Consider the following 22,488-nt stretch of genomic DNA (forward strand, 5'->3'; position numbering starts at 1 on the left):
AGAATAAGCCAGGCGGCAACTATGGTCCGGAGAATATGCCGTAGTGCAACTGCCCCCAGCATACAAACTACAGTGGAGTTTTGATGGGGCTGATGCGCGCCGCCTCATAGCCGGGCTTTAGGCCGGAAACGGGAACTACACCAATAGCACGGGAGGCAGCAACCCGGTATTTCAGGAAATACAGCACCATGAACGGCATTTCCTGCGCCATAACGCGCTGAAATTTCCGCAGTAGCAGCCGCTTCTTGCGGGTGTCTTCCGTCGTGGTAATCTGCTCAATCAGATGATCGGTGAGCGGCGACGAAAACTGGGTAGTGTTGCTGGCCCCGATACCGCGGGAGTGCAGCAACGCCGTAAAATCATATGAAAACGGATTGCCCGAGTAGTTGCGGATGCACATATCGGTTTCTCCTGCCTGCAATTGGCGGCTCAGAACTGCCTGCTCGGTAGGGCGCAATTCAACTTCGATTCCAATTGCTTCGGCAGCCGCCCGAAACTGCAGGGCGGCCGTTTCAAAGGATGGCTCCCCGGCCCGGTAGCTGACGCCAAAACGTAATATCTGCGGGGTACCCTGAACTGAAGTGCGCTGCCAACGGCCAGTGGGCTGCCGTTGCCAGCCCGCCTGCCGGAGCATCGCCACGGTCTGCGCAGGCCGAAAAGCCGGTAAGGCCAGGCTGTCATTGTAATATTCCTTCATGCGTGGGCTGATCAGGCCTGCGCTGGGCGTGGCCGCACCTTGTTGGGTAGCTTTGATAAGCGCCGGCACATCAAACAGAAACCCCAGCGCCCGGCGCGTTGCTGCGTCACGTAACACCGGTTGCCGCACATTAAAGGAGGCCGTGAGAAACTCGTAGGCATCGGCAGTATAAAAAGCCAGCCGTTGCCGGTCGTCGGCTGACTGCTGCAACCGGGTGAATTCGGCGGCGGGCATCAGGCCGTACACATCTATTTCGCCCCGGCGCAGGGCCAGGGTTGCGGTAGCCGCATCTGGAATAACCTGATAGATGAGGGTGGCCGGATAGGCCTGTAGCTGGTAGGGCGGAGCCGGATATACATCGGCCCACCAGGATTTCTTGCGGCGAAGGGTAAGGTAACGGCCGCTTTGCCAGGCACTCAGGCGGTACGGGCCGCATCCCGGCAGGTTTTCCGGATGACGAGCCAGTTGCAGCCGCTGGTACCGCCGGGCCAGTGCCTGCGCAGCAGCCAGTGTAGGCTGCCGGCGCATGTCGGCCAGAGAAACGGTGCGAAGCTGCCCTTGCGGATCCAGTATATATTCCGGTAATACCGAGAAGTCGCCGGACGAGCGGATGTGTTCCGGTGACTGGCCCGCGCACACCAGGGTAAACCGGCGGGCATCGGCACTATCAAGCCGAATATCCCGGATAAACCCGAACATAGCCTGGGCCATTTCGGTAGGCAGGCCCGTGCAGTTCATTATTTTGAGAGTAAGGGCTACATCCCGGGCCAGCACTGGCGTACCATTATCCCAGGTAGCTTCCGGCCGGATACGGTAGGTTACCTGTAGCAGCGTATCGCCGAGGTGCTTAACCGTGGGGAACGACTCCGCCAGCCACGGCACAAAGTCGTGCGCCTCTTCGCGGCCCATAAGCAGGCTGCAATGCGTGAGATTGGCAACCTCATAGGCGCTGGCATTGCTTACTATCAGCGGGTCCAGATTCTCCGGGTCACGAGCCCAGCGGATGCGTACGGTACCTTCTGGCGAGCGGGTGGTAGGGGCTGTACAGGCATACAGCAACCCCATCCAAACCAGCATGAGTACTCCGGAGAAAAGCTGCTTCATGAACGGGTAACCGCATAAGACCTACGTCCGGGCAAGTTACCACGTTTTGCAAATACCAGCAGCTTGGTGCTGCCTAGTGGCCGTCGCCCCAGCCACCGGTGCCGTGGTCGTCAACTACGTGGCCGTCGCCCCAGCCGCCGGTGCCGTGGTCAGTATCCGCCGATGCAGTGGTGCCGGTAGAAGCATCTGTCGCCGCAACGGTAGTAACGTCGGTAGAAGCAAGGCTGGCGAACTGGAAAAGGGCGATGGTGATGAGCTCTAACATGGCTTGGAAATATTTGTGTGTCAAGTGATTGAATGACACAAATGTGGGGTCCAAACCAGCCGCCGTAAAGGAAATACAGGCTATAAATGTGACCTGAAACAGGCGCGTATTACCGGGAAATAATCCGGGAGGAACTAGTAAGTAGCGTGAGGAATAAGATAGAAATGCAGAATAGTTTAAGCCCAGATTAGATGATTTTGTGACATCTGCCTCCGAAAAAAAACACAATTAACCGTTTACAAAAGTCCGATGGATTTTCCCAATGGATAAAGGCAGGGCATTCGAAAAATGTGACATAGGTAACGGCGTGCGTATATTGTAGTATATTGGCTAAAACAGCCTATAAACAGTATTTTACTATGGATGAATTGACAACACTAGTAAGAATTGTGACAGACAGGCGACAAGCTGTTTTACCTTTTCTTGATTTCTCAGACCGAAATTCTTCGCAAAAAGATCTGCGGCTCGTCAGGTTGCTGGAAGGGCCGGTGATTACCCAGACGCAGTTAGTCAAGAGTCTCTACGGAAAAACAGATACCAAAACCCAGGCTACGTACCGCAAACTCAAGTCGAGAGTACAGCAGAAGCTGCTGAACCACTTGTATTTTCTGGACCAGACTGATCCGCGCCACATTGCGTCCAGGCGCTATGAGCAGCAGTGTTTGGGGCTGCTGCACCAAGCCAAAATACTGGCCGGTGAAGGAGAGTACAATATGGCGGAAAAGCTCTTCCGAAGATTTATCCGAATAGCAGAAGCTGCTGAATTCACGGCTTATACAATGCTTGGTGCCCGTATATTACGGAATCTGTACGCGGAAATGCGGCAGCCGGCAAAGTATAAGCATATCGTTAAACAGCTAAGCAAATACCAAGCAAAGCTGGCCCTAGAGGAAGAGGCCGAGACGTTGTACACCGACATCAAGATGGCCCTCAACCACAAGGTGAAATCACGCAAGTTTCTGGTGAACCAGATGCCGGCGTTTGAGGCCCGACTGGAACAGCTGCACAAGCAGGTGAAAAGCTACAATACGTTCCACTTCCTGTACTTCATCAGAATGTCGAAAGAGGAATTGGTGGGTAATTATCAGGAGATTATCAACATTACCTCCGCCACGGAGAAAGCGCGAAAACAGGGTAAAATCAACGAAAAACGCTTCGACAAGCGTTTCAACAACTATATGAGCGTGTATGCGCACCTGCGCTGCCGTAAATCGGAAAAGGGCTTAGCGCTGGCCGAGGAGTACTTCAAAGATTTTCATTATTCGTCCGGCAACTGGTTCTATTTCCTGGAAACCTACCTGCTGCTGGCCGTGCATGCCCGGCAGTATGGTCAGGCGTTTGAGCTGCTGCAACAGGCCCGCAAAAACCCTTACTACCGCAAACAGCGGGTGGCGGCCCAGCAGCGCTGGGAGCTGTACGAGGCGTACGTGCAGTTTGTCCGGCCCGAGCAGTCACCCCTGAAAATGCGCCATTTCACGCAGTTTGTGCAAACGGTGCCCGACTACGGCCGCGACAAGCAGGGATACAACGTGGCCATCCTGATTCTACAGTTCCTGTACTTCCTGCAGCGCCGGGATATTGAGGGGCTGTTGGCCCGTTTGGAAGGCCTGCGCAAATACGAGCAGCGCCACCTGCGTGACCCGGCAACGCTCCGCAGTCAGCTGTTTTTTAGAATGCTGCTGACGACGGTGAAGGAAAACTTTGTGCTGGCCGCGTGTGAGAAGAAAAGCGCCCCACTGCTGGAACGCTTACGTGCTGCGCCGCAGCCCGGCGAAGCCTACGGCGAAATCGAAATCATTCCCTACGAAGACCTGTGGGAACTGACGCTGGGTATCCTGCGGCAGCAGCAGCTGGAGCAGTCGGCAGCTGAGCAGGCTGAGCGCAACCGTACCTAAATGCCGCCGCCCCGGCCGCAACCCGTTATGCAGGTGCTGGCCGGGGCGGCGTGCTTGTGCTTGCGTGACTGACTAACGCCGGGCGGCGGCTTTGGCGGGTGTTGAGCGCGGAGCCGTGGGCCGTGCGGTCGGTCGGCTGGGTTGGCTTTTGCTCACTATGGCTGGAACAGCTGGCTGGGGCGGGGCTACGGAAGCGGCCGGTTGAGCGGCCGGTTGAGGGGCCGCAACAGCGGCTACGGAAGCAGGCAGCATGCCGGGAGCGGCCGCCAGAAAGCGCTGATATTGAGTTGCCGTCAGGACCTGCTCCAGTTGCCGGGTGTATTCCTGGCCGATATCCGCTAATTTTTTTCCGAGCATATCGGCATCATTGGCGTACAGCTGCCGCGCTTCGGCTTCCTGCGTGAGCCGTATCTGCGTGAAACGGCGCACCGGCAGCTGGCGAGCATCATCCAACGAAATAAGGGCCGCCAGCTGACGGGTAGCCGCCGTAGCCTCACTTTTAAAGGCAGGAGAGGCCTCCTGGGCATGTAGCTGCGTGAATGAAAAAAGGCAAAAAGCGGCCAGCAGCCAAGAGTAGAGGTTGTTCATAGGGAAAGGCAAACGGGTGTTCTGGATGAAAGTAAAAACAGGCTGCCTGCTGCGCCAGGCAATAAGCAGCCGCTAAAATATAACCCGGCTGTGTACAGTGCATGGTGCATAAGCTGAACGGGGCCAACAACTCGCTCGGCGGCAGCCTAAGCGCTGCGGTTGTGACATCAGGGAATAACCTGAACTATGCGGCTGACACAGTGGCTGGATGGGCAGGCATCGGGACCGTTGCCGCGGAGACTCATGCGCACGGCGTACCGGCCGGGCCGGCGGAAAGCATGCTGTACCAGTCGGCCATTTGTCACGTAGCCGTCCCGAAAATCCCAGAGCACTACCACATTCTGGCACAGCGGCAGCTGCGAGTCCAGCGCATCGAAGGTCACGGGCTGGCCCACGCGTACGGTGTCAACGGCCCGGAAATTCAGCACGATTTCCTTGGTGAAATCAACCGGGATGAGCTTTTCGGCGGTGCGCACTTCGCCGGTAGCCTCTTCTATCACATCCAGCTGAATGGTGTAGCTGGCGCGCCGCTGGTAGCAGTGCTGCACAGTGGGGCCGGTGAGCTGGGTACCGTCGCCCATGGTCCAGCGGAAGGTGAGGGGGCCGGCGTCGGGGTCAATGGCCCGGCGAGCATCCAATTCCACGCACATTTCCAGTACGCGCGGAGCTGGGCAGTCTACGCTCAGGGTATCGCCAGCCTGCTGAGCCGCCGCGGGGCCGGCCGCCAACAGGCCCACCAGCACCATAAGACCATAGAGAAAACGTACCAGGCCGCGAAGCGTCATGGGCAATGAAGGGCAGAGCGTTAGAACCTGTTCAGCCGCTGAAAAACCTCGCGCATGTAGGTCTGGCCAATGGGAATGTGCTTATTGTCGATGATAACAGTGTTATCCTCAATGGTTTGCACACGCTTCAGGTTGACTATAAATGAGCGGTGTACCCGCACGAATTGGGTGGCCGGAAATTTCTCTTCCACGGCCCGCATGGTGCTGTACACAATGAGCTTGCTCTGGCCCGTTACGATGTGCACGTAGTCGCCAAGGGCCTCCACGTAGCGTACGTCATCAAATAGCACTTTCACCAGCCGGCTATCCACCTTCACGAAAGTAAACTCCGTATTCTGGGGTGCTTCAATGGCGTCGGCGGCAGGATTATTACGGGCCTCTACCGCTTCCAATGCTTTCTGGGCGGCTTTCAGGAACCGCGCGTAGCTGATGGGCTTCACAATGTAATCGAGCACATCGTGCTCAAATGCTTCCACCGCGTATCCTTTGTTACTGGTGATGAGGACCACCAGTGGCGGATGCTGCAAAGTGCGCAGCAAATCTAGCCCCGACATCAGGGGCATTTCCACATCGAGAAACAGCAGGTCAACGGGCTGCTGACGCAGCACTTCGGCGGCGGCAATGGCACTTTCGCAACTGGCTACATGCTGCAAAAACGGAGTATTGCTGATGCAGTTTTCCACAATCTGAATAGCCAGCGGATCATCATCAACAACCAGGCAACGCAGTGGTACAGTAGATTCAGCCATAGCGCCAAAGGTACAAGCTGACTGGAAAAAAGCCTATTATTTATGTTCAGCTGCCGATAAACGCTGTTCCAGCATAGGATAGATGATAAGTAGCTGTCGATGAATATGCTCAGATGCCTCGGTCAGGCTGTCAGCGGTGGCAGTAGCTCTGGCTTGTTGCTCTATGTACTCCAACTGCTCAGTCAGAACATTCAGGCCAAAGTACGCTACCTGGCCTTTGAGCCGATGAGCCGTCTGACTCAACTCGGAGCCGGCAAGCTGCTGTAGCTGCTCAACCAGCGGGGGGGCCTGCGCCAGGAAAGTGCGCACGATCTGCTGAACAAAGGCCTCATTGCCGCCGGCAAGTTCTTCCAACAGGCTCCAATCGGGCTGCAGAAGTGGATCAGTCTGGACGTGGAGTGAGGGAGAAAAGGAGGTTGACTCCGGAGCCATAGTCGGGTTGAGCAAGGTGGCACCGGTTGGGCGTGGTGTCTCTGGCGGTAGCGTGCGGCCGGTGAAATAAGCCAGGCGGGCGTACAGCACAGCCGGGTCGAAGGGCTTAGCGAGGGTATCGTTCATGCCGGCTTCCATGGCCAGAGCCCGGTCTTCGGGCAGGGCGGAGGCAGTGAGGCCGATGAGAGGCAGCGCCATAGCATCCGGAAACAGACTACGCAGCTGGCGGGCCGCTTCGTAGCCATCCATTTCGGGCATCTGCACGTCCAGCAGCACCGCATCGAACAACTGCTGGCGGGCAGCTTCCACGGCCAGACGACCATTGGCGGCAATAGTTACCTCCACGTTCCATGCTTCCAAGGTTTTGCGGGCCACCAACTGGTTCAGGTCGTTGTCTTCGGCTACCAGCACCCGTAGGGCCGGCTCGAAAGGGGCCAGCGGTCCGGTAGCTTCGGCGCGTACAGCAACGGCATCGACAGGGTGGCTGGGAATTTCAAACCAGAAGGTAGAGCCCACGCCTTCCCGGCTTTCTACCCACAGTCGGCCGCCGTGCAGCTGCACCAGGTTGCGGGCAATGCTCAGGCCGAGGCCGGTGCCGCCAAATTGCCGGGTAGTGCTGGTATTGGCCTGCGAGAAATCCTCAAAAATGGTGTCCAGCTTCTCTGCTGGGATGCCAATACCAGTGTCCTGTATCCCAAAGCGGAGCATTTCGGGCATTTCACTGGTGCTAGGCTGTAGCATCAGCCGGATGGTAACGCCCCCGGTGGTGGTGAATTTCACGGCGTTGCCCACTAGGTTCACCAGCACCTGATTAAGGCGCACGGCGTCGCCGAGGATGGCGGCGGGCACGTTGGGGGCTACCTCGGTGCGCAGGTGCAGGCCCTTGGCTTCGGTGGCAAACTGGAACATGCGCGCCACCCGCTCCACCAGCTCCGGCAGCCGGAACGGGGCCTGCTCCAGGGTGAGCTTGCCGGCCTCGATTTTGGAGGAATCCAGAATATCGTTGATAATCACCAGCAGGTTCTGCGACGACGACTGGATGGCCTGCAGGTACTCGCCCTGCTCGGGGCTGACGGGGGTGTTGCGCAGCAAATGGGTGAGGCCAATCACCGCATTCATGGGCGTGCGGATTTCGTGGCTCATGTTGGCCAGAAACTGCGCCTTGGCCCGGCGCGACGCCTCGGCCGCGTCGCGGGCCACTACCAGGTCGGCGTTGATCTGCTCGATTTCGGCCTTCTGGTGGCGCAGCTCGGCAGTTCGCTCGCGCACGGTGGTTTCCAACTGCAGCTTCTGGCGGCGCAGGGTGGCGGTGCGGGCCTGGGCAAAGGCGTAGGCCAACCCCGCCGCCCCCAGCAGCACCAGCGCCGCAAACCACCACGTGCGCCAGAACGGAGTAGCAATGCTGAAACGGGTAGCAACCGGTGCTGACCACTGGCCTTCCGCGCCGCGGCGCGCCCGCACTTCCAGCACGTATCGGCCCGCATCCAGTCGCGGAAAATCGGCCTCGCCGGTGGCGGTAGGGCGACTCCAGGTATTCAGAAAGCCCCGCAGCCGGTATTGGTACTGCCAGGTGCCAGCGGGAGCCAGGCTGGCCACCCGGAAAAACCACGTGACGTGGTGGGGCTGGGCCGAAAGCTCCGGCAGCGGCCCCGCGGGCTGCCGCACGCCATCCACCTCCGCCCCCGTCAGCGTTACCGGCGTGGCGATGCGACGCGGCACCGCTAGCCGTACCTGTACCAGCCCCGTGCGGGATGCCAGCAGCACCGCCGAATCGGATGGAGGGAGCAGGGCCGCGGCGTTGGGCAGCAGGTCGCGGATAATCGGGTTGTTGGGGGTGGAAATAGGGGTGAACTGCGTGCCTTGGCCCAGAGAGAGGCCGTTGCGGTGCTGTACTACTAAGCCGGTGGGCGTGGGCTGCAAACCGTAGCAGTAGTTGCTGGCCAGCCCGCTGTTGTGAGTGGTGAACTGCCGGAACCGGCCCTGCTCGTAACAAAACAGCCCGTCGCCCTCGGTGCCAATCCAGACGCGGCCGGCGGCGTCCTGGGCCAGCGCGGTGGCATCCACGCCGCCCGGCACCAAGCGGTGCACCCGGAAGCGGCCGTTTTCCAGCACTGCCAGGCCAGTACCGTCAGTGGCAAACCACACCCGGCCCTGCCGGTCGGGCAGAATGGCGTACACATCGTTCTGCAGCAGGCCGTTGGCGGTGGTGTAGTGGCGCACCTGCCGGCCTGTCACGTGAAAAGCGCCTTCACCAATGGTGCCTACCCAAAAACTCCTATTGCCGGGAGAGAGAGTATCATTTGATTTATCTAAAACCAGAGCAGTGACATGAAGATCAGTGGGCAAGTCAGCCAGATTCGGAGCGTCGATGTCCGTGGTCACCGATACAAAAGGATGTACACCCTTTCCGTCAGTTCCTGCCAAGCTCCAAGCACTAACCGGAAGCAATGCCGTTACGGAACCACTTTGTCGTTCAGGCTGAAAGCGTAACGTTAGTCCGTCAGGAGTGGGTAAAAGACGGCCCAGCTGTCCAGCGGCAGTTCCTGCTGTTATCAAAGCACCTCGCCCAGCCAAGGCCGTCAACCGCGCCGGGGTTGGCGAGAAGCTCACGTGGGCATCCGTCAGCCGCCACAGGCCCAGACCGGTGGTACCAATCCAGTAAGTGCCTTCGGCGTCGCGCAACACCTGGCTGATAATGGCATTGGGGGGCAGGGCGGGGCGGAACCGGTGGCGGAACCGGCCGATGGCGGCCGTATCGGGGGTGGGCAAGCCTTTTATCCGAACCTGTTTGCCATCGGCGGCGGTGGCGCGCCGAAAGCGGCGGCCTTGGCTGATGGATACGCGGCCCTGGTAATGCTTTACCCACAGTTGGCCGTTCCGCGGATGCACGTATAGCCCGGTTACGAAGTCTTCGGCCAGCCCTTCGTGGGTGGTGAACGTCTGGAACGTGGTGCCATCAAACCGCACCAGCCCTTCGGCGGTGCCAATCCAGAGGTAGCCAGAGTTATCCTGGGCCAGGGCGTAAATAAATGGCTGCGGCAACCCTTCGGCGGCCCCGAACTGCTTCAGGAACTGCCGTTGGGGCAGGCGCTGAGCAGTGGCGAGGTGCGCAAACAGGCAGAAAAGGAGCAGCAGACGGTGTATCACAATGGGCAAGATACAGGCCGGCAGTGCAGCCTGGGCTATTTCTCGGCGGACGCGGGCGTTTTGGCGTTAAGCTTGGTATTTTTTCGCGCAGGGTCTCGCAGTGGGGGGCGCAGGGTTTCGCGGTGGTAGTTGAACGACCCTGCGAAACCCTGCGCCCCCCACTGCGAGACCCTGCGCGAAAACCAGCTATTACTTGCCCGTCACCTTGAACTCCGTCCGGCGGTTGAGCTGGCGGCCGGCTTTGGAAGCGTTAGAGGCCACCGGCTGGGTGTCGCCGTAGCCGGCAAAGGTCAGGCGGGCTTTGTCGATGCCTTTGGCCACGAGGTAATCCACCACGGCTTTGGCGCGGCGCTGCGAGAGGTCCTTGTTGTATTCGGCTTTGCCCACATTGTCGGTGTGGCCCGAAATTTCGAGGCGCAGGGTGGGGGTTTCGGTCAGCAGCTTTTGCAGGCGCTCCAGCTCGTTAGTGCTTTCCTTGCGCAGCGTGGCCTTATCGAAGTCGAAGAAGATGTTGTTGAGCACCACCTTCACGCCCACGTCCAACTTCTTAAGGGCAATGTCCTTCACCACTTCCGAATACGCCGCCCCGGCCGGCAAATCGAAGTTTTCGGAGTGGAACAGGTAGCCGTCTTTGCGCACCACAATGCCGTAGTTCACGCCCGAAGGCAACGACACCAGGTAGCGGCCCGACTGCCCGTTGCTCTGGAAGGAGGCAATGGTCTGGTTCAGGGAGTTGTCCACCACATCAATGGTAGCCTCGATGGGCTGCTTGCTGGCTTCATCCGTCACAATACCTTTCAGAATAGTTACTTGGGCGGCCACAATGGCTACCGGTGGGGCCAGCAGGGTTTCCTTCACCGGCTGCACGCGCGAGGCCAGCAGCTGGTCTTCCTGGCTGAGCACAGGTGGCTTTTCGGGGCCCAGAAAGGTAATTTGGTAGATGTCCTTGGAACCCAGCCCGTCTTCCCGGAACGAGGAGTAGTACCCGTGGCGGCCCGAGGCCGAAATCACGAAGAACACGTCGTCGTCGGGGGTGTTGATGGGCCAGCCCAGGTTTTCCGGGGAGCTCCACTTGCCGTTTTCGAACACCGATTTAAAGATGTCGTAGCCGCCCATGGAGTTGTGACCCTCCGAGGAGAAGTACATCGTCTTGCCATCGGGATGCAGGAACACGCCTTCCTCGCCGTAGGGCGTGTTGATGACGGAGCCCAGGTTCTGGGCCGGGCCGCGGCCTTCCATCTCCACTTTGTAGATGTCGCGCCCGCCCAGGCCGCCTTCCTTATCGGTCACGAAGTACAGGCTGCGCCCGTCCGGCGTGTAGGCAGCCGACGACTCGTGGTACTTGCTGTTGATGCGGGAGCCCAATTTTTGAGGTTTGCGCCACTCGGCCCCGCGCAAGTTGGCCTCGTGCAGGTCGCCGCCGTTGTCTTCCATGTACACCAGCAGGCGCTGGCCGTCGGGCGAGAGGCCCACGGTGGCATCGTGGCCCTCGGTGTTCACGCCCTCGCCCAGGTTGCGGGCATCCACCCAGCTGCCCTTGGCGGTGCGGGTGCTGGTGTAAATGTCCTCCATGAAGCCGCCGGTTTCGGGGTCCTTCAGGTCGCCGGTGCCGCCCGGCCGGCGCGAGGTAAATAGGATAACGGCCTCATCGGCAGTGATTACGGGGCCGTACTCGGGATAGGGCGAGTTCACGCCCGGCCCGGCGTTATCGATAAACACCCGGGTGGGCCTGGCGGCCAGCTTGCGGCCGTTTTCGCACTCCCGGATTTTCTTCTGGATGTCCTGGGTGAAGGCGGTCGTGTTCTTGGTACCGCTGGCGGGGGTAGCGCGCTTGTACTCGGCAATGGCTTCGTCCCACTTCCCGTTCAGATGGAGGCCCCGGCCCAGCGCGTAATGGATGCGCGGGTCCACGTCGGGGTTGAGCTGATAGGCTTTCTGCAGATACTCCAGCGCCCGGGGCTTGAAGCCGGAGTGCAGGTAACTGTCGCCGATTTTGTAGTTGAGCTGGGCGTTGTTGGGGTTGAACTTCTGGGCCGACAGGTAGTGCGGTAGCGCCTGCTCGTAGCGGGCCGGGTCGGAGTCGTAGAATTCGTCCCCGAGCTTGATTTCCCTGAGCGCCGCTTTCAGCCCTTCTTTATCGTTGCCGAACCGGTCTTTGCTGAATTCTACATCCTGGGCCAGCAAGGTGGCCGGGGTACTCAGGAGCAGCAGGGCGAGTAGGTATTTGTGCATGAGGATCTGATGCGTTATAAAAAGGCGTCATGCTGAGCGAAGCTGGAGGCGAAGTCGAAGCATCTCTACCTCTGACTAATTAATGGCAATGCAACGAAGCGGTAGAGATGCTTCGGCAAGCTCAGCATGGCGTTCTATTTTTCATTATTCCTTACTCCGCCGTGCCGCAGCCGGAGTTGGCGGCGTGGGTGTTACCCACTTCCAAGCCCAGCTCGGCAGCCTTGCGCCAGTCCTGGCAGGCGGCGTCGGGGTTGCGCAGCATTTCGCGGGCGTGGCCCCGGTTGAGGTAGGCCTCGGCGTACTGCGCGTTCAGGCCGATGGCCTTACTGGCGTCGGTTTCGGCTTTTTTGTAGTCTTCCAGCTTGAGGTAGGCGGCGGCGCGGTTATTCCAGGCAAAGGCGTACTGCGCGTCCAGCTCAATGGCCTTGGTGAAGTCGTCCACGGCGCCTTTGTAGTCGCCCTGCTCGTAGCGGGCGGCGCCGCGGTTGGTGTAGGCTAAGGCGTTGTCCTGCTTTTGGCGCAGGTAGTCGTTGTAATCCTGCAACGCACCTTTCAGGTCGCCGGCGCGGCGGCGGGTGGCGGCTCGGTTCAGCAGCGCCGGTAACAGCTCGGGCTGCAGCTTCAGGGCCTGGGTGTAGTCCTGAATGGCGGCGGGCAGGTTGTTGAGCTGGCGCTGGGCGCTGCCCCGGTCGTGCCAGGCGTAGGCGTAGGTGGGGTCGGCCTTAATGGCGGCGTCGAAATCAGCTTTGGCAGCCTGATAGTCGGCTTTTTCGAAACGCAGGGCTCCGCGGTAATACCAGGCGGGGGCGTAGTCGGCCTTCAGCTCGGCGGCTTTGCCGTAGTCCTGCTCGGCCTCGGCGGGCTGCTTCAGCGCTTCCCGGGCCTGGGCCCGCCCAAAGTAGGAGGTGAAGGTGTTGGGGTCGAGCTTGATGGCCTGGTCGTAGTCCTGCACGGCCGTGGGGTACTCTTTCAGCTCGTAGCGCACGGCGGCGCGGTTGTAGTAGGCCTTGGCAAAATCGGGCTTGGCGGCCAGGGCCTTATCGAAATCCTGGAGGGCGGCGCGGTAGCTTTTCTGGTTGAATTTGGCTACACCGCTGTTATAGAGTTTCTCGGCCTGCTGGGCCGGGGGCAGGGTGGAGGCCCGCACCGTATCGACCTGAGCCTGGGCCGCAGCCGTAGTCAGCAGAAGCCCAATGGTAAGGATATACGTCTGATTCATGCTGTCCCGCCCGTTATAGAGGCGCGGGGTAAATGTAATTTTATTTACGGAATAGGCGGTAAGTGAATCAGTTAAATGTATTTGCATTGAATTTTGGCAAGATGAAATAGTAGCCCGCAATCCTATTTCTGCCCTATTAATCCGGTAGCTGATTCCGGACCATTTCTTCCCATTCGCGGCGCAGGGAGCCATTGAAAACCGGCCGATTGGCCCGCCGATACCAGTAAGCGGCATTACCCGCGTCGCCTTCCTGCCGGTGCAGAAACGCATGCAGCCAGTTATGCGGGGCATCGTGCTCATTGTCCTGGGCAATGGTGTGGGCGCGGTGCCATTCGTCGCGGCCGGCATACCATAGGGCTTCCAGAATGGGCGAGAGGCCGGCAGGTGGCTCAGGTTGGGTCTGGGAGGTGAGAAAATCGGCGTATTTCATATTCGGACTCGGAAAAGCAGCTGCAGAAGAAAAATACCAGCGTGCGGTAAACTTCCGTTGGCTGGCCGCAGTTCTATACGCCAACTGTGGCAGTGCGGCCGCAGTTGCGTAATTTTGTACGGCCGTTGGGTAATTCGCCCCGGCAGAAGTTCATCTTAAAGCCTAGCTTTCACCTATGGCCACGTATCCCGAATACATGGTAGCTCCCATTCGCCAGGACCTCGTTGAGGCCGGCTTCGAGCAACTGATGACCCCCGAGGAGGTTGATACCGCCCTCAACGACCAGAGCGGAACCGTGCTGGTAGCCGTTAACTCGGTATGTGGCTGCGCCGCCGCCAAAGCCCGTCCGGCCCTGAAAATGGCCGTTTCCAGCTCCGAGAAGAAGCCTGCCAAGCTGGTAACTGTGTTTGCCGGTATGGAAACGGAAGCCGTAGCCAAAGCCCGGGAGCACATGCTGCCCTATCCGCCCAGCAGCCCCTGCATCGCCCTGTTCAAAGATGGCGAACTGGTGCACATGATTGAGCGTTACCACATCGAAGGCAACGACCTGATGCGGATTGTAAATAACCTACAAGGTGCTTTTGAAGAATATTGCTAATTAATTGGCTTTTTCTGTAATTGAATCGTTTAACCGTCCGTAACTATTGTTACGGACGGTTTTTCGTTTAGGGCGCTGAGAGCCGGTTACAGCTTATGGAACTACTGATGGAATACGGGGTACAATTGCTGCCGTGGGATACGCAGTTTTTTGGGTTTCCGGTGGGCCGGCTGAAAGGCAAGCGGTTCACGGAGGCTCAGTTGCGCGAGGTTATCCGGCAGGCCCGCGAGGACGGTTGGCGGCTGGTGTACTGGTTTGCTGAGCCCACCGATGCATTATCGGCGGCCAGTGCCCAAGCCCTTGGTATTCCGCTCACCGACCGCAAAGCCCGCTTTGCCCGGGCCGTGCCGACTACACCTCCGCCCATCTCCGAGGACGTGTTCCCGACGGATGAGCTAACGCCCCGGCTGCTGGAGCTGGCTCGCCAGAGCGGCCACCACTCCCGGTTCCGGGTTGATCCGGTCTTTCAGGCCGGCGTGTACGAGCGGCTGTATGAACACTGGATCCGGAGCAGCGTAACCGGTCAGACGGCCCGGCAGGTTCTCATCTACCAGCCCGTAACGCAGCCCAATGCGCTGGGTCTGCTCACGCTGGGCTACCAAACCACGCACGCCATTATCGGGCTGCTAGCCGTGCAGGAAGGCTACCGTAGTCAAGGTATCGGCCAGCTTCTGCTTAATGCCGCTATGCACTACGCCCACGCCTGGCAACTCCCCGAAATTCAGGTAACCACCCAACTCGATAACGAAGGGGCCTGTCGTTTCTACGAGCGGGAAGGCTTCGAACGCATCCACGAAGAGCATGTATACCACCTCTGGTTATAGAGCTGAATGATGAGAGCTGGGTTATGAATTGGTTGATCGAATAACCAATTCATAACCCAGCTCTCATCATTCAGCTCTCAATAACTTAGTTAGCTACTTCGCTCAGGAATTTGATGCGCATCAGGCGCAGGTCCTCCTCGGTGTAGTCGTCGGTGCCTAGTTCTTTGAGTGCCACAGCAATGTTGTCGGTCTGGGCCGTCATGAAGTAATCGTAGATTTCGTCCTGCCGCTCCTCGTCCAGCACCCCGTTGATGTAGTAATCAAGGTTGAGCTTGGTGCCGGAGTAGCAGATGTGCTCGATTTCCTCCATCAGCTCCCGCATGTCAATGCCCTTGGAGGAAGCAATTTCCTCCAAGTCCATCTTCTTGTCGATCTGCTGGATGATGTAAATCTTGATTTTCGACTTGTTGACGGCCGATTTCACCACCACGTCGGCGGCCGTCATAATGTCGTTGTCCTCCACGTACTTCTTGATCAGGTCCAGGAAAGGCGCGCCGAACTTCTGCGCCTTGCCCTGACCCACACCCGATACGTGCGACAAGTCCTCCATCTTGGTGGGGAACGTTGTGGCCATTTCCTTCAGGCTGGGGTCCTGAAACAGCACGTAGGGCGGGAGGTTCTTTTGCTGCGCCACCTTCTTGCGGAGCGCCTTCAGCATTTCAAACAGGGCCTCATCGTGGCCGGCTGCCTGCTGCACTTCTTCCTGTTCCTGTTCTTCTTTCACCTCTTCCTCGTAGTTATGGTCCTTGGTGAGCTTGATTGAATGCGGATTCTCAATGAAATCAATGCCTTTGGGCGTGATTTTCACCACCCCGAAGTTTTCAATATCTTTTTCCAGGAAGCCATTCAGCAGGCTTTGGCGGAGCAGGGAATGCCAGAACTGCGCGTCGTGCGCTTTGCCTTGGCCGTACACCGGCAGCTTGTCGTGGCCGTAGCTTTCCACGTGGGGGTTGTTCATTCCCATCAGCACGGTGCCGATGTGGTCGAGGCCGAACCGCTCGTCAGTCTGCACCACGGCTTTCAAGGCCATCAGCACCTCGTTTTTCGCCTCAAACCGCTCCTTGGGGTGCTTGCAGTTGTCGCAGAAGCCGCAGTCCCGCTCAAAATGTTCGCCGAAGTAGTGCAGCAGCTGCTTGCGCCGGCACACGGCCGAATCGGCGTAGTTGGCCATTTCCTGCAGCAGTAGCTTGGAGTTGTCGCGCTCCGTTACGGGCTTATCCTTGTTGAACTTCTCCAGCTTCACGATGTCGTCGTAGCTGTAGAACATCAGGCAGTCGCCTTCCAAGCCGTCGCGTCCGCCGCGGCCAGTTTCCTGGTAGTAGCCCTCAATACTTTTGGGGGTATCGAAGTGAATCACAAAGCGTACGTCGGGCTTATCGATGCCCATGCCGAAGGCAATGGTGGCCACAATCACGTCGCACTCCTCGTTCAGGAAGGCATCTTGGTTAGCCATGCGCACGTGCGGGTCGAGGCCGGCGTGGTAGGGCAGGGCCCGCACGTCGTTCACCTTCAGCAGCTCGGCAATTTCCTCCACCTTCTTGCGGCTCAGGCAGTACACAATGCCGGCCAGGCCCTTACGCTGCTTCACGTACTGAATCAGCTGCTTTTTGGTGTTGTGCTTGGGCCGTACCTCGTAGTACAGGTTGGTGCGGTTGAAGGAGGTCTTGAACACGGAGGCCTCATCCATCTGGAGGTTTTTCTGGATGTCCTGCTGCACTTTGGGCGTAGCCGTGGCCGTGAGGGCAATAATGGGCACCTGCACGCCCAGTCCGTCGATGATGCTGCGGATTTTGCGGTACTCCGGCCGGAAGTCATGGCCCCACTCCGAAATGCAGTGCGCCTCATCAATAGCCACGAAGCTGATGGTGGCCTTGTTCAGAAACTCGATGGTTTCGTCCTTGGTCAGGCTTTCGGGAGCCACGTACAGCAGCTTCACCTCGCCGCTGATAACGTCTTTCTTCACCCGGTTCATCTCCGATTTCGACAGGGTCGAGTTCAGAAACTGGGCATTTACCCCGAAGGCGTTGAGCTGGTCGACCTGATTTTTCATCAGGGCAATGAGGGGCGAAATAACGATGGCCGTGCCGGGCAATACGAGGGCGGGGAGTTGGTAGCACAGGCTCTTACCGGCCCCGGTGGGCATGATAACGAAGGTATTGTTGCCGGCAATGACGTTCTGGATGATGTCTTCCTGCACGCCGCGGAACTGACCGTACCCAAAAACTTCCTTTAACTTGCCTTTCAAATCAGCCTCTCGCTGCACTTGTTGTTTCACGGCTGGCATGGACATCCTCACTTACTCAGTTGGTTGGCAGATTGGCGTGGCAGCACAACAGTGTTGCTTCTTACAATCTAGGGATTTTAGGAATTCGGTACTAAGGAGTTAAGTGAAAGAATTCGGTCTTACCCAAATTTTGCCGCTACGGTCCAGCTCCCGAAATACAATATCAAATTTAGATTGAAACCGCAGAACGAACTCAACAATCTTGCAAAAAAAGTGCTTCAGCAAGAAGCTGAGGCAATTATGGGGGTGGCTGAGGCCATTAGCCTGACCCCTGATTTTGCACAATGCGTAGAGGCCATACTCTCTTTACGCGGCCGGGTGGTGGTAACGGGCATCGGCAAGAGTGCCCACATTGCGGGCAAAATGGTGGCTACCTTCAACTCTACCGGTACGCCTGCCCTGTTTATGCACGCCGCCGATGCCATCCACGGCGACCTGGGCATGATTCAGCCCGGGGACTTCGTTATTGCCATCAGCAAATCCGGCGACACGCCCGAAATCAAGGTGCTGGTGCCCTTGCTGAAGCGAAAAGGTGTACCGCTGGCGGCTCTGGTCAGCAACGCCGATTCCTACCTAGCCGTGCAGGCCGATTACGTGCTGCACGCCCCCGTGGAGCGCGAAGCCTGCCCCAACAACCTGGCCCCCACCACCAGTACCACCGCCGCCCTGGCCCTGGGCGATGCGCTGGCCGTGTGTTTGCTGGAAAGTCGGGAGTTCTCCCGCCAGGATTTTGCCCGCCTGCACCCAGGTGGTACGCTGGGCAAGCAGCTCTATCTGAAAGTGGGCGACCTGAGCCGCCAGAATCAGCAGCCCCAGGTACCCGATACGGCCCCGCTGAAGGATATCATCCTGGAAATATCGGGTAAGCGGCTGGGGGCTACGGCGGTGCTGGCGGAGGGTGGCGAACTGGTTGGCATCATCACCGACGGCGACCTGCGCCGCATGCTCACTACTTACGCCGGCCGATTGGAAGCTGTACGGGCCCAGGACATTCTGACCCCGGCTCCCGTGACCATCGACGTAGATGATTTTGCCATGGAGGCCCTGGCCCGGATGCAGGAGCGCAACATCACGCAGTTGGTAGTGCTGGAACAGGGTCGTTTCAACGGCTTTATCCACCTGCACGATCTGCTGCGAGAGGGTTTAGTGTAGATTATTTTAATATAAATTTTTGAAAGAATTATTATATAAAATATCGATCAGTTATTATTGCCCTAACCGATACATAGCATTTGCTACTTCCGTACCTTGGATGCGGTAGTATGGCTACGGTTGGGCTTCGGCCTATAGTATCTGCTCTACCTACTTTTTCTCTCTCCAATCACGGGCTTCTGGTCCGGCTCCGATGGAACAGCACACATACCTTGTTGTAATGGCCGGTGGCATTGGCAGCCGGTTCTGGCCTTTCAGCCGCACCCATCACCCCAAACAGTTTCATGATGTACTCGGCCTGGGTCGGTCGATGCTCCAGCTGACGGTGGACCGGTTCCGGGGCATCTGTCCGCCTGAAAACGTGTTTGTGGTGACTAATCGGGACTATATGGAGTTGGTTCACCAGCACCTGCCGGAGTTGCACTCCAGTCAGATTCTGGGCGAGCCGATTGGCCGCAACACGGCTCCCTGCATTGCCTACGCAAGCTACCGGATTGCCCAGCGCGACCCGGAGGCCGTCATCGTGGTAACGCCCGCCGACCACGCCGTGATGCACGAGGAGAACTTCCGGGCGGCCATCCGCACGGCGCTGCACGGTGCCCAGACCCATGATGTGCTCATCACACTGGGGATTCAGCCTTCCCGCCCCGATACCGGCTATGGCTACATCCAGTTTCTGGATGATGCCGTGAAACCCCAAGACGTGCAGACGATGCCGGGCCATGAACATGGCACCTTCCCGGCCGGACTTCGCAAAGTCAAGACCTTTACTGAGAAGCCGAATCTGGAACTGGCCCGCATGTTCCTCTCCAGCGGCGACTTTCTGTGGAACTCCGGCCTGTTTGTGTGGCGAGCCGATGCCATTATCAAAGCCTTCCACCAGTACCTCTCCGATATTGCCGAGGTATTCGATGAAGGCGAAGGTCAGTTGGGTACCCCGCAGGAGGAAGCCTTCATTGCCCGCGCCTACAGCCACTGCCGCAACATCAGCATCGACTACGGGGTGATGGAAAAGGCCGATAACGTGTACGTGCTGCCCGCCGATTTTGGGTGGAGCGACCTGGGTACCTGGGATTCCCTGCACCGCATGGGCCAGCACGACGCCGATGAAAACGTGGTGGATGGCAACGCTCTGCTCTACGATACCAAGGAGTGCGTTATCAAAACACCTTCCGAGCGCTTGGTAGTAGTGCAAGGGCTGGAAGGCTACATCGTGGCCGAGTACGACAACGTGCTCCTTATCTGCAAACGCACCGAGGAGCAGCGGGTGAAGGATTTCGTAGCCGACGTGAAATCGAAGAAGGGTGTGGGCTATAACTAAGCCAGCTTCAAATGCCGATACCATAAGAGGCCCACTCCGCATTTTCTGCAGAGCGGGCCTCTTATGGTATCGGAGAGTAGGCTGTGGCTAAAAGGCGAAAAGGAGATTAAGCCGGGCTGCTGGAGCGTGTAAACGAGTACGATTGGAGCCGAGGTAAGTCGTGCCCGACGCAGGGTCGTTATTCGTTGTAGTATTGCGGGCGCGGGCTGCGTCGTAGTACACCTCAGGATTTAGGTGCACATGATTGAGCAGCCGGACTTTGGCCCCTACACCCGCATTAAAGCCAACGCCGTTCGAGCGTAAGCCCAGCACTACATTCTGATTGCCGGTAAAGCCTCCGCTGAAATTGCCTTCCGACGTGTAGCGGCGGTAGTATACATCCGTGAATACGTACAGCCACGGGGCCTTAGCGAACGGCGAATATTGCCCGCCGAGCTTGAGCCGTAACTCTTTACCCTTGGTCTGGCCGACCAAGCAATCGGCACAGCCACTGCCATCTACCTTGTCGGTATTGGTAGTGTAGTTAGCACCGGCGCGCAACCCGAAACGGTCGAAGTTGTAGCGGAAGGTGACGCCGGAAAGCCACTGGGTTTTGTTGTTGTTATAGGCGTTGTAGAAGTAATTGTAGCCGGAGGTGAACGGCGAATAATTAACAACGTCCAAGCCTACTTCAACCTTGTGAGGCTGATCCTGGGCCCGAGCGGAAATACTCAGACCGGCTATAAAGGCAATAGTACAAGTAGCTTTCAACATACTGAATGGCTGAAGGGGGAATCAAGTGTGTAATGATGGATTTCCCTAGTGAGCCAAAAACTCTTTTGCCGGTTGCAGCTCAATACTGACCATTAGCGTGTCGCAGAGCAAATGGCTGATTGCCAAGGCGCAAAATGCAAAACACCCGCAGAAATAAGTCTCTGCGGGTGTTTTTACCGAAAACGGACCAGTTCTATTCTTCTGCGCGTAGCCGCTGACGCAGCACTTCGTACAGCATGATGCCGCTAGCCACGCTCACGTTGAGGGAGCTGATTTGGCCGGCCATCGGTATGCGCAGCTTGTGGTCGGCGAGGCGCAGGTATTCGGGGCTGATGCCGTCTTCCTCGGAACCCATGAGCACGGCCAAAGGGCCGGAGAGGTCCACGGTCTCGGCTTCCAGGCTGGCGTCTGATTTCTCGGTACAAGCCACAATCTGTACGCCCGATTCGCGCAGGAAGGTGAGCGTGTCCTTCAGGTTGGGCTCCCGGCATACCGGAATCAGGTTGAGGGCACCGGCGGAGGTTTTCAGCGCGTCGCCGTTGATTTGGGCGGCCCCGCGGCTGGGTACCACAATGGCATGCACGCCCATACACTCGGCGTTCCGGGCAATGGAACCGAAGTTACGCACGTCGGTTACGCGGTCCAGCACCAGCAGCAAGGGCGTTTTGCCTTCCTCGTACAAGCCGGCCAGAATGCTGTCCAGGGGCATGTAGTCGATGGGCGACACGAAGGCTACGGCACCTTGGTGGTTTTTCTTGGTGATGTTGTCCAGCTTCTCCACAGGCACCATCGACACGGGCACGTTGGCGGCTTTGGCCAGCGCGGTAATGTCCTGGGTCATGGAGTTTTTGGTACCGCGCAGCAGGAAAATCTTGTCCAGCGTGCGGCCCGCGTTCAGTGCCTCCAGGATGGGGCGCAACCCGAAAATCATGTCGATGCTGCGGTCCTGGGGCGGACGGTGGTACTGGCTCTTGTCGGAGCGGCCGCCTTCCGAGCGGCTGCCCTCGAAACGGCCACCCTCAGCGCGGCTATTGTCAAACCGACCTCCTTCGGCGCGGCTGCCTTCGTAGCGGCCACCTTCGGGGCGCGCATCGTCGTCGCGCCCACCGGGGCGACGGTTGGGCACCGGGCGGTTTTCGGAATCATAAAATTGGCGGCGCTCCGTTAGCGGCCGGGGCGGGCGGTTCGTCCTTTTCTCCATTGCTCCACGGCGGCATACCAGAGTTGTTCGTACTCGGGGCGGCGCACCAGTTCGTAGTTGTCTGGGGCAAAGGTACTGGGTTTCGCGCGGAAGATGAACGTGCCGCTGCGTTCCACGTCGGCGCGGTACACCCACCGCTCGATGCCGGCCTCCCGATACACGCTTTCCGGCGGCCCCAGCACGAGGTATAACAGGCCTCTATCGGTGAGCCAGCCCGCTTTATGGGCCGAAAATAACTGGCTGGCCTCCGCTACCCGCCCGTAGTACGTACGAATCAGCTGGCGGGCAATGGGCTGGCTGTTGGCGGCCACCGTCAGCCAGAACTGGTCCACAGCCTTTTTGGGGTCGGGAGCATCGAAGAGTTTTTGCCGCTCCTGGGAGGTGGTCAGGTAAATCAGGGGGGCAATCAACTCATCGGCCGTCGTCAGTTCCGGAAACTGGTTGTCCTCCACCAGCAGGCCACTACGCACCGGGCTACCACCCACGCGCAGCAAGAACAGCCCGGCCGGTAGTTTCATGCCCAGGTTAGTCTGGAATACAGCGGAATCCTGTAAACGTAAAATGCGCGACGGTATCCCTTGGGTGCTGCTGGCTGCCATAGGTGGAGCCGCTGCTACCGAGCTAAGCGGATATCGATACACGGTCATCAAAGTCTGCTCAAGAGAATATGTCCCTATACAAAAGACCTCCTGCGCATGCACATAGCGGCGCATAAGTGGTTGACTTACTGTGTCAATAAGAATAAAAGGGCGCGTGAGGCTTTCGGGCGTGAGGTGCAACCAAGCTGCGTCACCCGAGGCGGCATTTTCTGC

The 22,488-nt window shown here is 58.4% G+C and carries 18 protein-coding genes; 5 read left to right on the plus strand and 13 right to left on the minus strand.

Annotation, left to right across the window (positions count from 1 at the left end; all coding sequences use genetic code 11):
- Positions 1-67: 67 nt before the first annotated feature.
- Positions 68-1,774: an ABC transporter substrate-binding protein gene (locus EI291_RS03245; protein WP_170172478.1), complete on the minus strand. Its 1,707-nt coding sequence runs from the start codon at positions 1,772-1,774 to the stop codon at positions 68-70.
- Positions 1,775-1,874: 100 nt separating this feature from the next.
- The gene (locus EI291_RS03250) at positions 1,875-2,066 is read right to left on the minus strand and encodes a hypothetical protein (RefSeq protein WP_125417911.1); all 192 of its coding nucleotides are present in this window, start codon (positions 2,064-2,066) and stop codon (positions 1,875-1,877) included.
- 818 nt (positions 2,067-2,884) lie between these two features.
- On the opposite strand from EI291_RS03250, the gene EI291_RS03255 reads away from it, so the two are divergent.
- Positions 2,885-3,961: a phospholipase D-like domain-containing protein gene (locus tag EI291_RS03255; protein WP_125417913.1), complete on the plus strand. Its 1,077-nt coding sequence runs from the start codon at positions 2,885-2,887 to the stop codon at positions 3,959-3,961.
- Between the two features lie 72 nt (positions 3,962-4,033).
- Here the strand turns inward: EI291_RS03255 and EI291_RS03260 are convergent, their stop codons facing one another.
- The 7 genes from EI291_RS03260 to EI291_RS03290 all read right to left on the minus strand — a co-directional run bounded on the left by EI291_RS03260 (position 4,034) and on the right by EI291_RS03290 (position 13,543).
- Positions 4,034-4,549 carry a hypothetical protein gene (locus EI291_RS03260; RefSeq protein ID WP_125417915.1) on the minus strand — a complete coding sequence of 172 codons (516 nt, stop codon included), beginning with the start codon at positions 4,547-4,549 and terminating at the stop codon, positions 4,034-4,036.
- Positions 4,550-4,716: 167 nt separating this feature from the next.
- Positions 4,717-5,334, minus strand: a complete 618-nt coding sequence (locus EI291_RS03265; protein ID WP_125417917.1) for a PKD domain-containing protein — start codon at positions 5,332-5,334, stop codon at positions 4,717-4,719.
- 20 nt (positions 5,335-5,354) lie between these two features.
- Positions 5,355-6,083, minus strand: coding sequence for a LytR/AlgR family response regulator transcription factor (locus EI291_RS03270; RefSeq protein WP_125417919.1), 729 nt, complete (start codon positions 6,081-6,083; stop codon positions 5,355-5,357).
- Between the two features lie 36 nt (positions 6,084-6,119).
- Positions 6,120-9,662 (minus strand): hybrid sensor histidine kinase/response regulator, encoded by a 3,543-nt coding sequence (locus EI291_RS03275; RefSeq protein WP_125417921.1) that lies wholly within the window; start codon positions 9,660-9,662, stop codon positions 6,120-6,122.
- Between the two features lie 189 nt (positions 9,663-9,851).
- Positions 9,852-11,894, minus strand: a complete 2,043-nt coding sequence (locus EI291_RS03280; protein WP_125417923.1) for an OmpA family protein — start codon at positions 11,892-11,894, stop codon at positions 9,852-9,854.
- 151 nt (positions 11,895-12,045) lie between these two features.
- On the minus strand, positions 12,046-13,113 hold the full coding sequence (locus EI291_RS03285; RefSeq protein ID WP_170172479.1) for a tetratricopeptide repeat protein: 1,068 nt from the start codon (positions 13,111-13,113) through the stop codon (positions 12,046-12,048).
- A 136-nt stretch (positions 13,114-13,249) separates the two neighbouring features.
- Positions 13,250-13,543, minus strand: coding sequence for a hypothetical protein (locus tag EI291_RS03290; RefSeq protein ID WP_125417927.1), 294 nt, complete (start codon positions 13,541-13,543; stop codon positions 13,250-13,252).
- 175 nt (positions 13,544-13,718) lie between these two features.
- Between EI291_RS03290 and EI291_RS03295 the strand changes: the two genes are divergently transcribed.
- Entirely contained in the window at positions 13,719-14,141 is a 423-nt protein-coding gene (locus EI291_RS03295; protein WP_125417929.1) for a BrxA/BrxB family bacilliredoxin, read from the plus strand.
- 95 nt (positions 14,142-14,236) lie between these two features.
- On the plus strand, positions 14,237-14,965 hold the full coding sequence (locus EI291_RS03300; protein WP_125417931.1) for a GNAT family N-acetyltransferase: 729 nt from the start codon (positions 14,237-14,239) through the stop codon (positions 14,963-14,965).
- 85 nt (positions 14,966-15,050) lie between these two features.
- Here EI291_RS03300 and recQ read toward each other — a convergent pair whose 3' ends face one another.
- A complete protein-coding gene (gene recQ / locus EI291_RS03305; RefSeq protein ID WP_125417933.1) occupies positions 15,051-17,249 on the minus strand; it encodes a DNA helicase RecQ in 2,199 nt (732 codons plus the stop codon).
- A 174-nt stretch (positions 17,250-17,423) separates the two neighbouring features.
- Between recQ and EI291_RS03310 the strand changes: the two genes are divergently transcribed.
- Together EI291_RS03310 and EI291_RS03315 are read left to right on the plus strand one after the other, a co-directional pair.
- Entirely contained in the window at positions 17,424-18,401 is a 978-nt protein-coding gene (locus EI291_RS03310; RefSeq protein ID WP_394343368.1) for a KpsF/GutQ family sugar-phosphate isomerase, read from the plus strand.
- A gap of 193 nt (positions 18,402-18,594) precedes the next feature.
- Positions 18,595-19,722 (plus strand): mannose-1-phosphate guanylyltransferase, encoded by a 1,128-nt coding sequence (locus EI291_RS03315; protein ID WP_125417935.1) that lies wholly within the window; start codon positions 18,595-18,597, stop codon positions 19,720-19,722.
- 87 nt (positions 19,723-19,809) lie between these two features.
- Here the strand turns inward: EI291_RS03315 and EI291_RS03320 are convergent, their stop codons facing one another.
- The 3 genes from EI291_RS03320 to EI291_RS22735 all read right to left on the minus strand — a co-directional run bounded on the left by EI291_RS03320 (position 19,810) and on the right by EI291_RS22735 (position 22,194).
- Positions 19,810-20,475, minus strand: a complete 666-nt coding sequence (locus EI291_RS03320; RefSeq protein WP_125417937.1) for an outer membrane beta-barrel protein — start codon at positions 20,473-20,475, stop codon at positions 19,810-19,812.
- Positions 20,476-20,668: 193 nt separating this feature from the next.
- Positions 20,669-21,676: a 23S rRNA (guanosine(2251)-2'-O)-methyltransferase RlmB gene (gene rlmB / locus EI291_RS03325; protein WP_317127638.1), complete on the minus strand. Its 1,008-nt coding sequence runs from the start codon at positions 21,674-21,676 to the stop codon at positions 20,669-20,671.
- Positions 21,640-22,194: a GWxTD domain-containing protein gene (locus tag EI291_RS22735; RefSeq protein WP_170172480.1), complete on the minus strand. Its 555-nt coding sequence runs from the start codon at positions 22,192-22,194 to the stop codon at positions 21,640-21,642. Before EI291_RS22735 ends, rlmB begins: the two co-directional genes overlap by 37 nt.
- Between the last annotated feature and the right edge of the window lie 294 nt (positions 22,195-22,488).

Origin of the sequence: Hymenobacter rigui (genome assembly GCF_003944715.1) — a bacterium.
GTDB classification, from domain to species: Bacteria; Bacteroidota; Bacteroidia; order Cytophagales; family Hymenobacteraceae; genus Hymenobacter; species Hymenobacter rigui.

Coding starts and splice junctions, on each gene's coding strand:
- EI291_RS03245 (WP_170172478.1), bottom strand. CDS start 1,774: ATGCTGGTTTGGATGGGGTTGCTGTATGCCTGTACAGCCCCTACCACC.
- EI291_RS03250 (WP_125417911.1), bottom strand. CDS start 2,066: ATGTTAGAGCTCATCACCATCGCCCTTTTCCAGTTCGCCAGCCTTGCT.
- EI291_RS03255 (WP_125417913.1), top strand. CDS start 2,885: ATGCGGCAGCCGGCAAAGTATAAGCATATCGTTAAACAGCTAAGCAAA.
- EI291_RS03260 (WP_125417915.1), bottom strand. CDS start 4,549: ATGAACAACCTCTACTCTTGGCTGCTGGCCGCTTTTTGCCTTTTTTCA.
- EI291_RS03265 (WP_125417917.1), bottom strand. CDS start 5,334: ATGACGCTTCGCGGCCTGGTACGTTTTCTCTATGGTCTTATGGTGCTG.
- EI291_RS03270 (WP_125417919.1), bottom strand. CDS start 6,083: ATGGCTGAATCTACTGTACCACTGCGTTGCCTGGTTGTTGATGATGAT.
- EI291_RS03280 (WP_125417923.1), bottom strand. CDS start 11,894: ATGCACAAATACCTACTCGCCCTGCTGCTCCTGAGTACCCCGGCCACC.
- EI291_RS03285 (WP_170172479.1), bottom strand. CDS start 13,113: ATGAATCAGACGTATATCCTTACCATTGGGCTTCTGCTGACTACGGCT.
- EI291_RS03290 (WP_125417927.1), bottom strand. CDS start 13,543: ATGAAATACGCCGATTTTCTCACCTCCCAGACCCAACCTGAGCCACCT.
- EI291_RS03295 (WP_125417929.1), top strand. CDS start 13,719: ATGGCCACGTATCCCGAATACATGGTAGCTCCCATTCGCCAGGACCTC.
- EI291_RS03300 (WP_125417931.1), top strand. CDS start 14,237: ATGGAACTACTGATGGAATACGGGGTACAATTGCTGCCGTGGGATACG.
- recQ (WP_125417933.1), bottom strand. CDS start 17,249: ATGCCAGCCGTGAAACAACAAGTGCAGCGAGAGGCTGATTTGAAAGGC.
- EI291_RS03315 (WP_125417935.1), top strand. CDS start 18,595: ATGGAACAGCACACATACCTTGTTGTAATGGCCGGTGGCATTGGCAGC.
- EI291_RS03320 (WP_125417937.1), bottom strand. CDS start 20,475: ATGTTGAAAGCTACTTGTACTATTGCCTTTATAGCCGGTCTGAGTATT.
- rlmB (WP_317127638.1), bottom strand. CDS start 21,676: ATGGAGAAAAGGACGAACCGCCCGCCCCGGCCGCTAACGGAGCGCCGC.
- EI291_RS22735 (WP_170172480.1), bottom strand. CDS start 22,194: ATGAAACTACCGGCCGGGCTGTTCTTGCTGCGCGTGGGTGGTAGCCCG.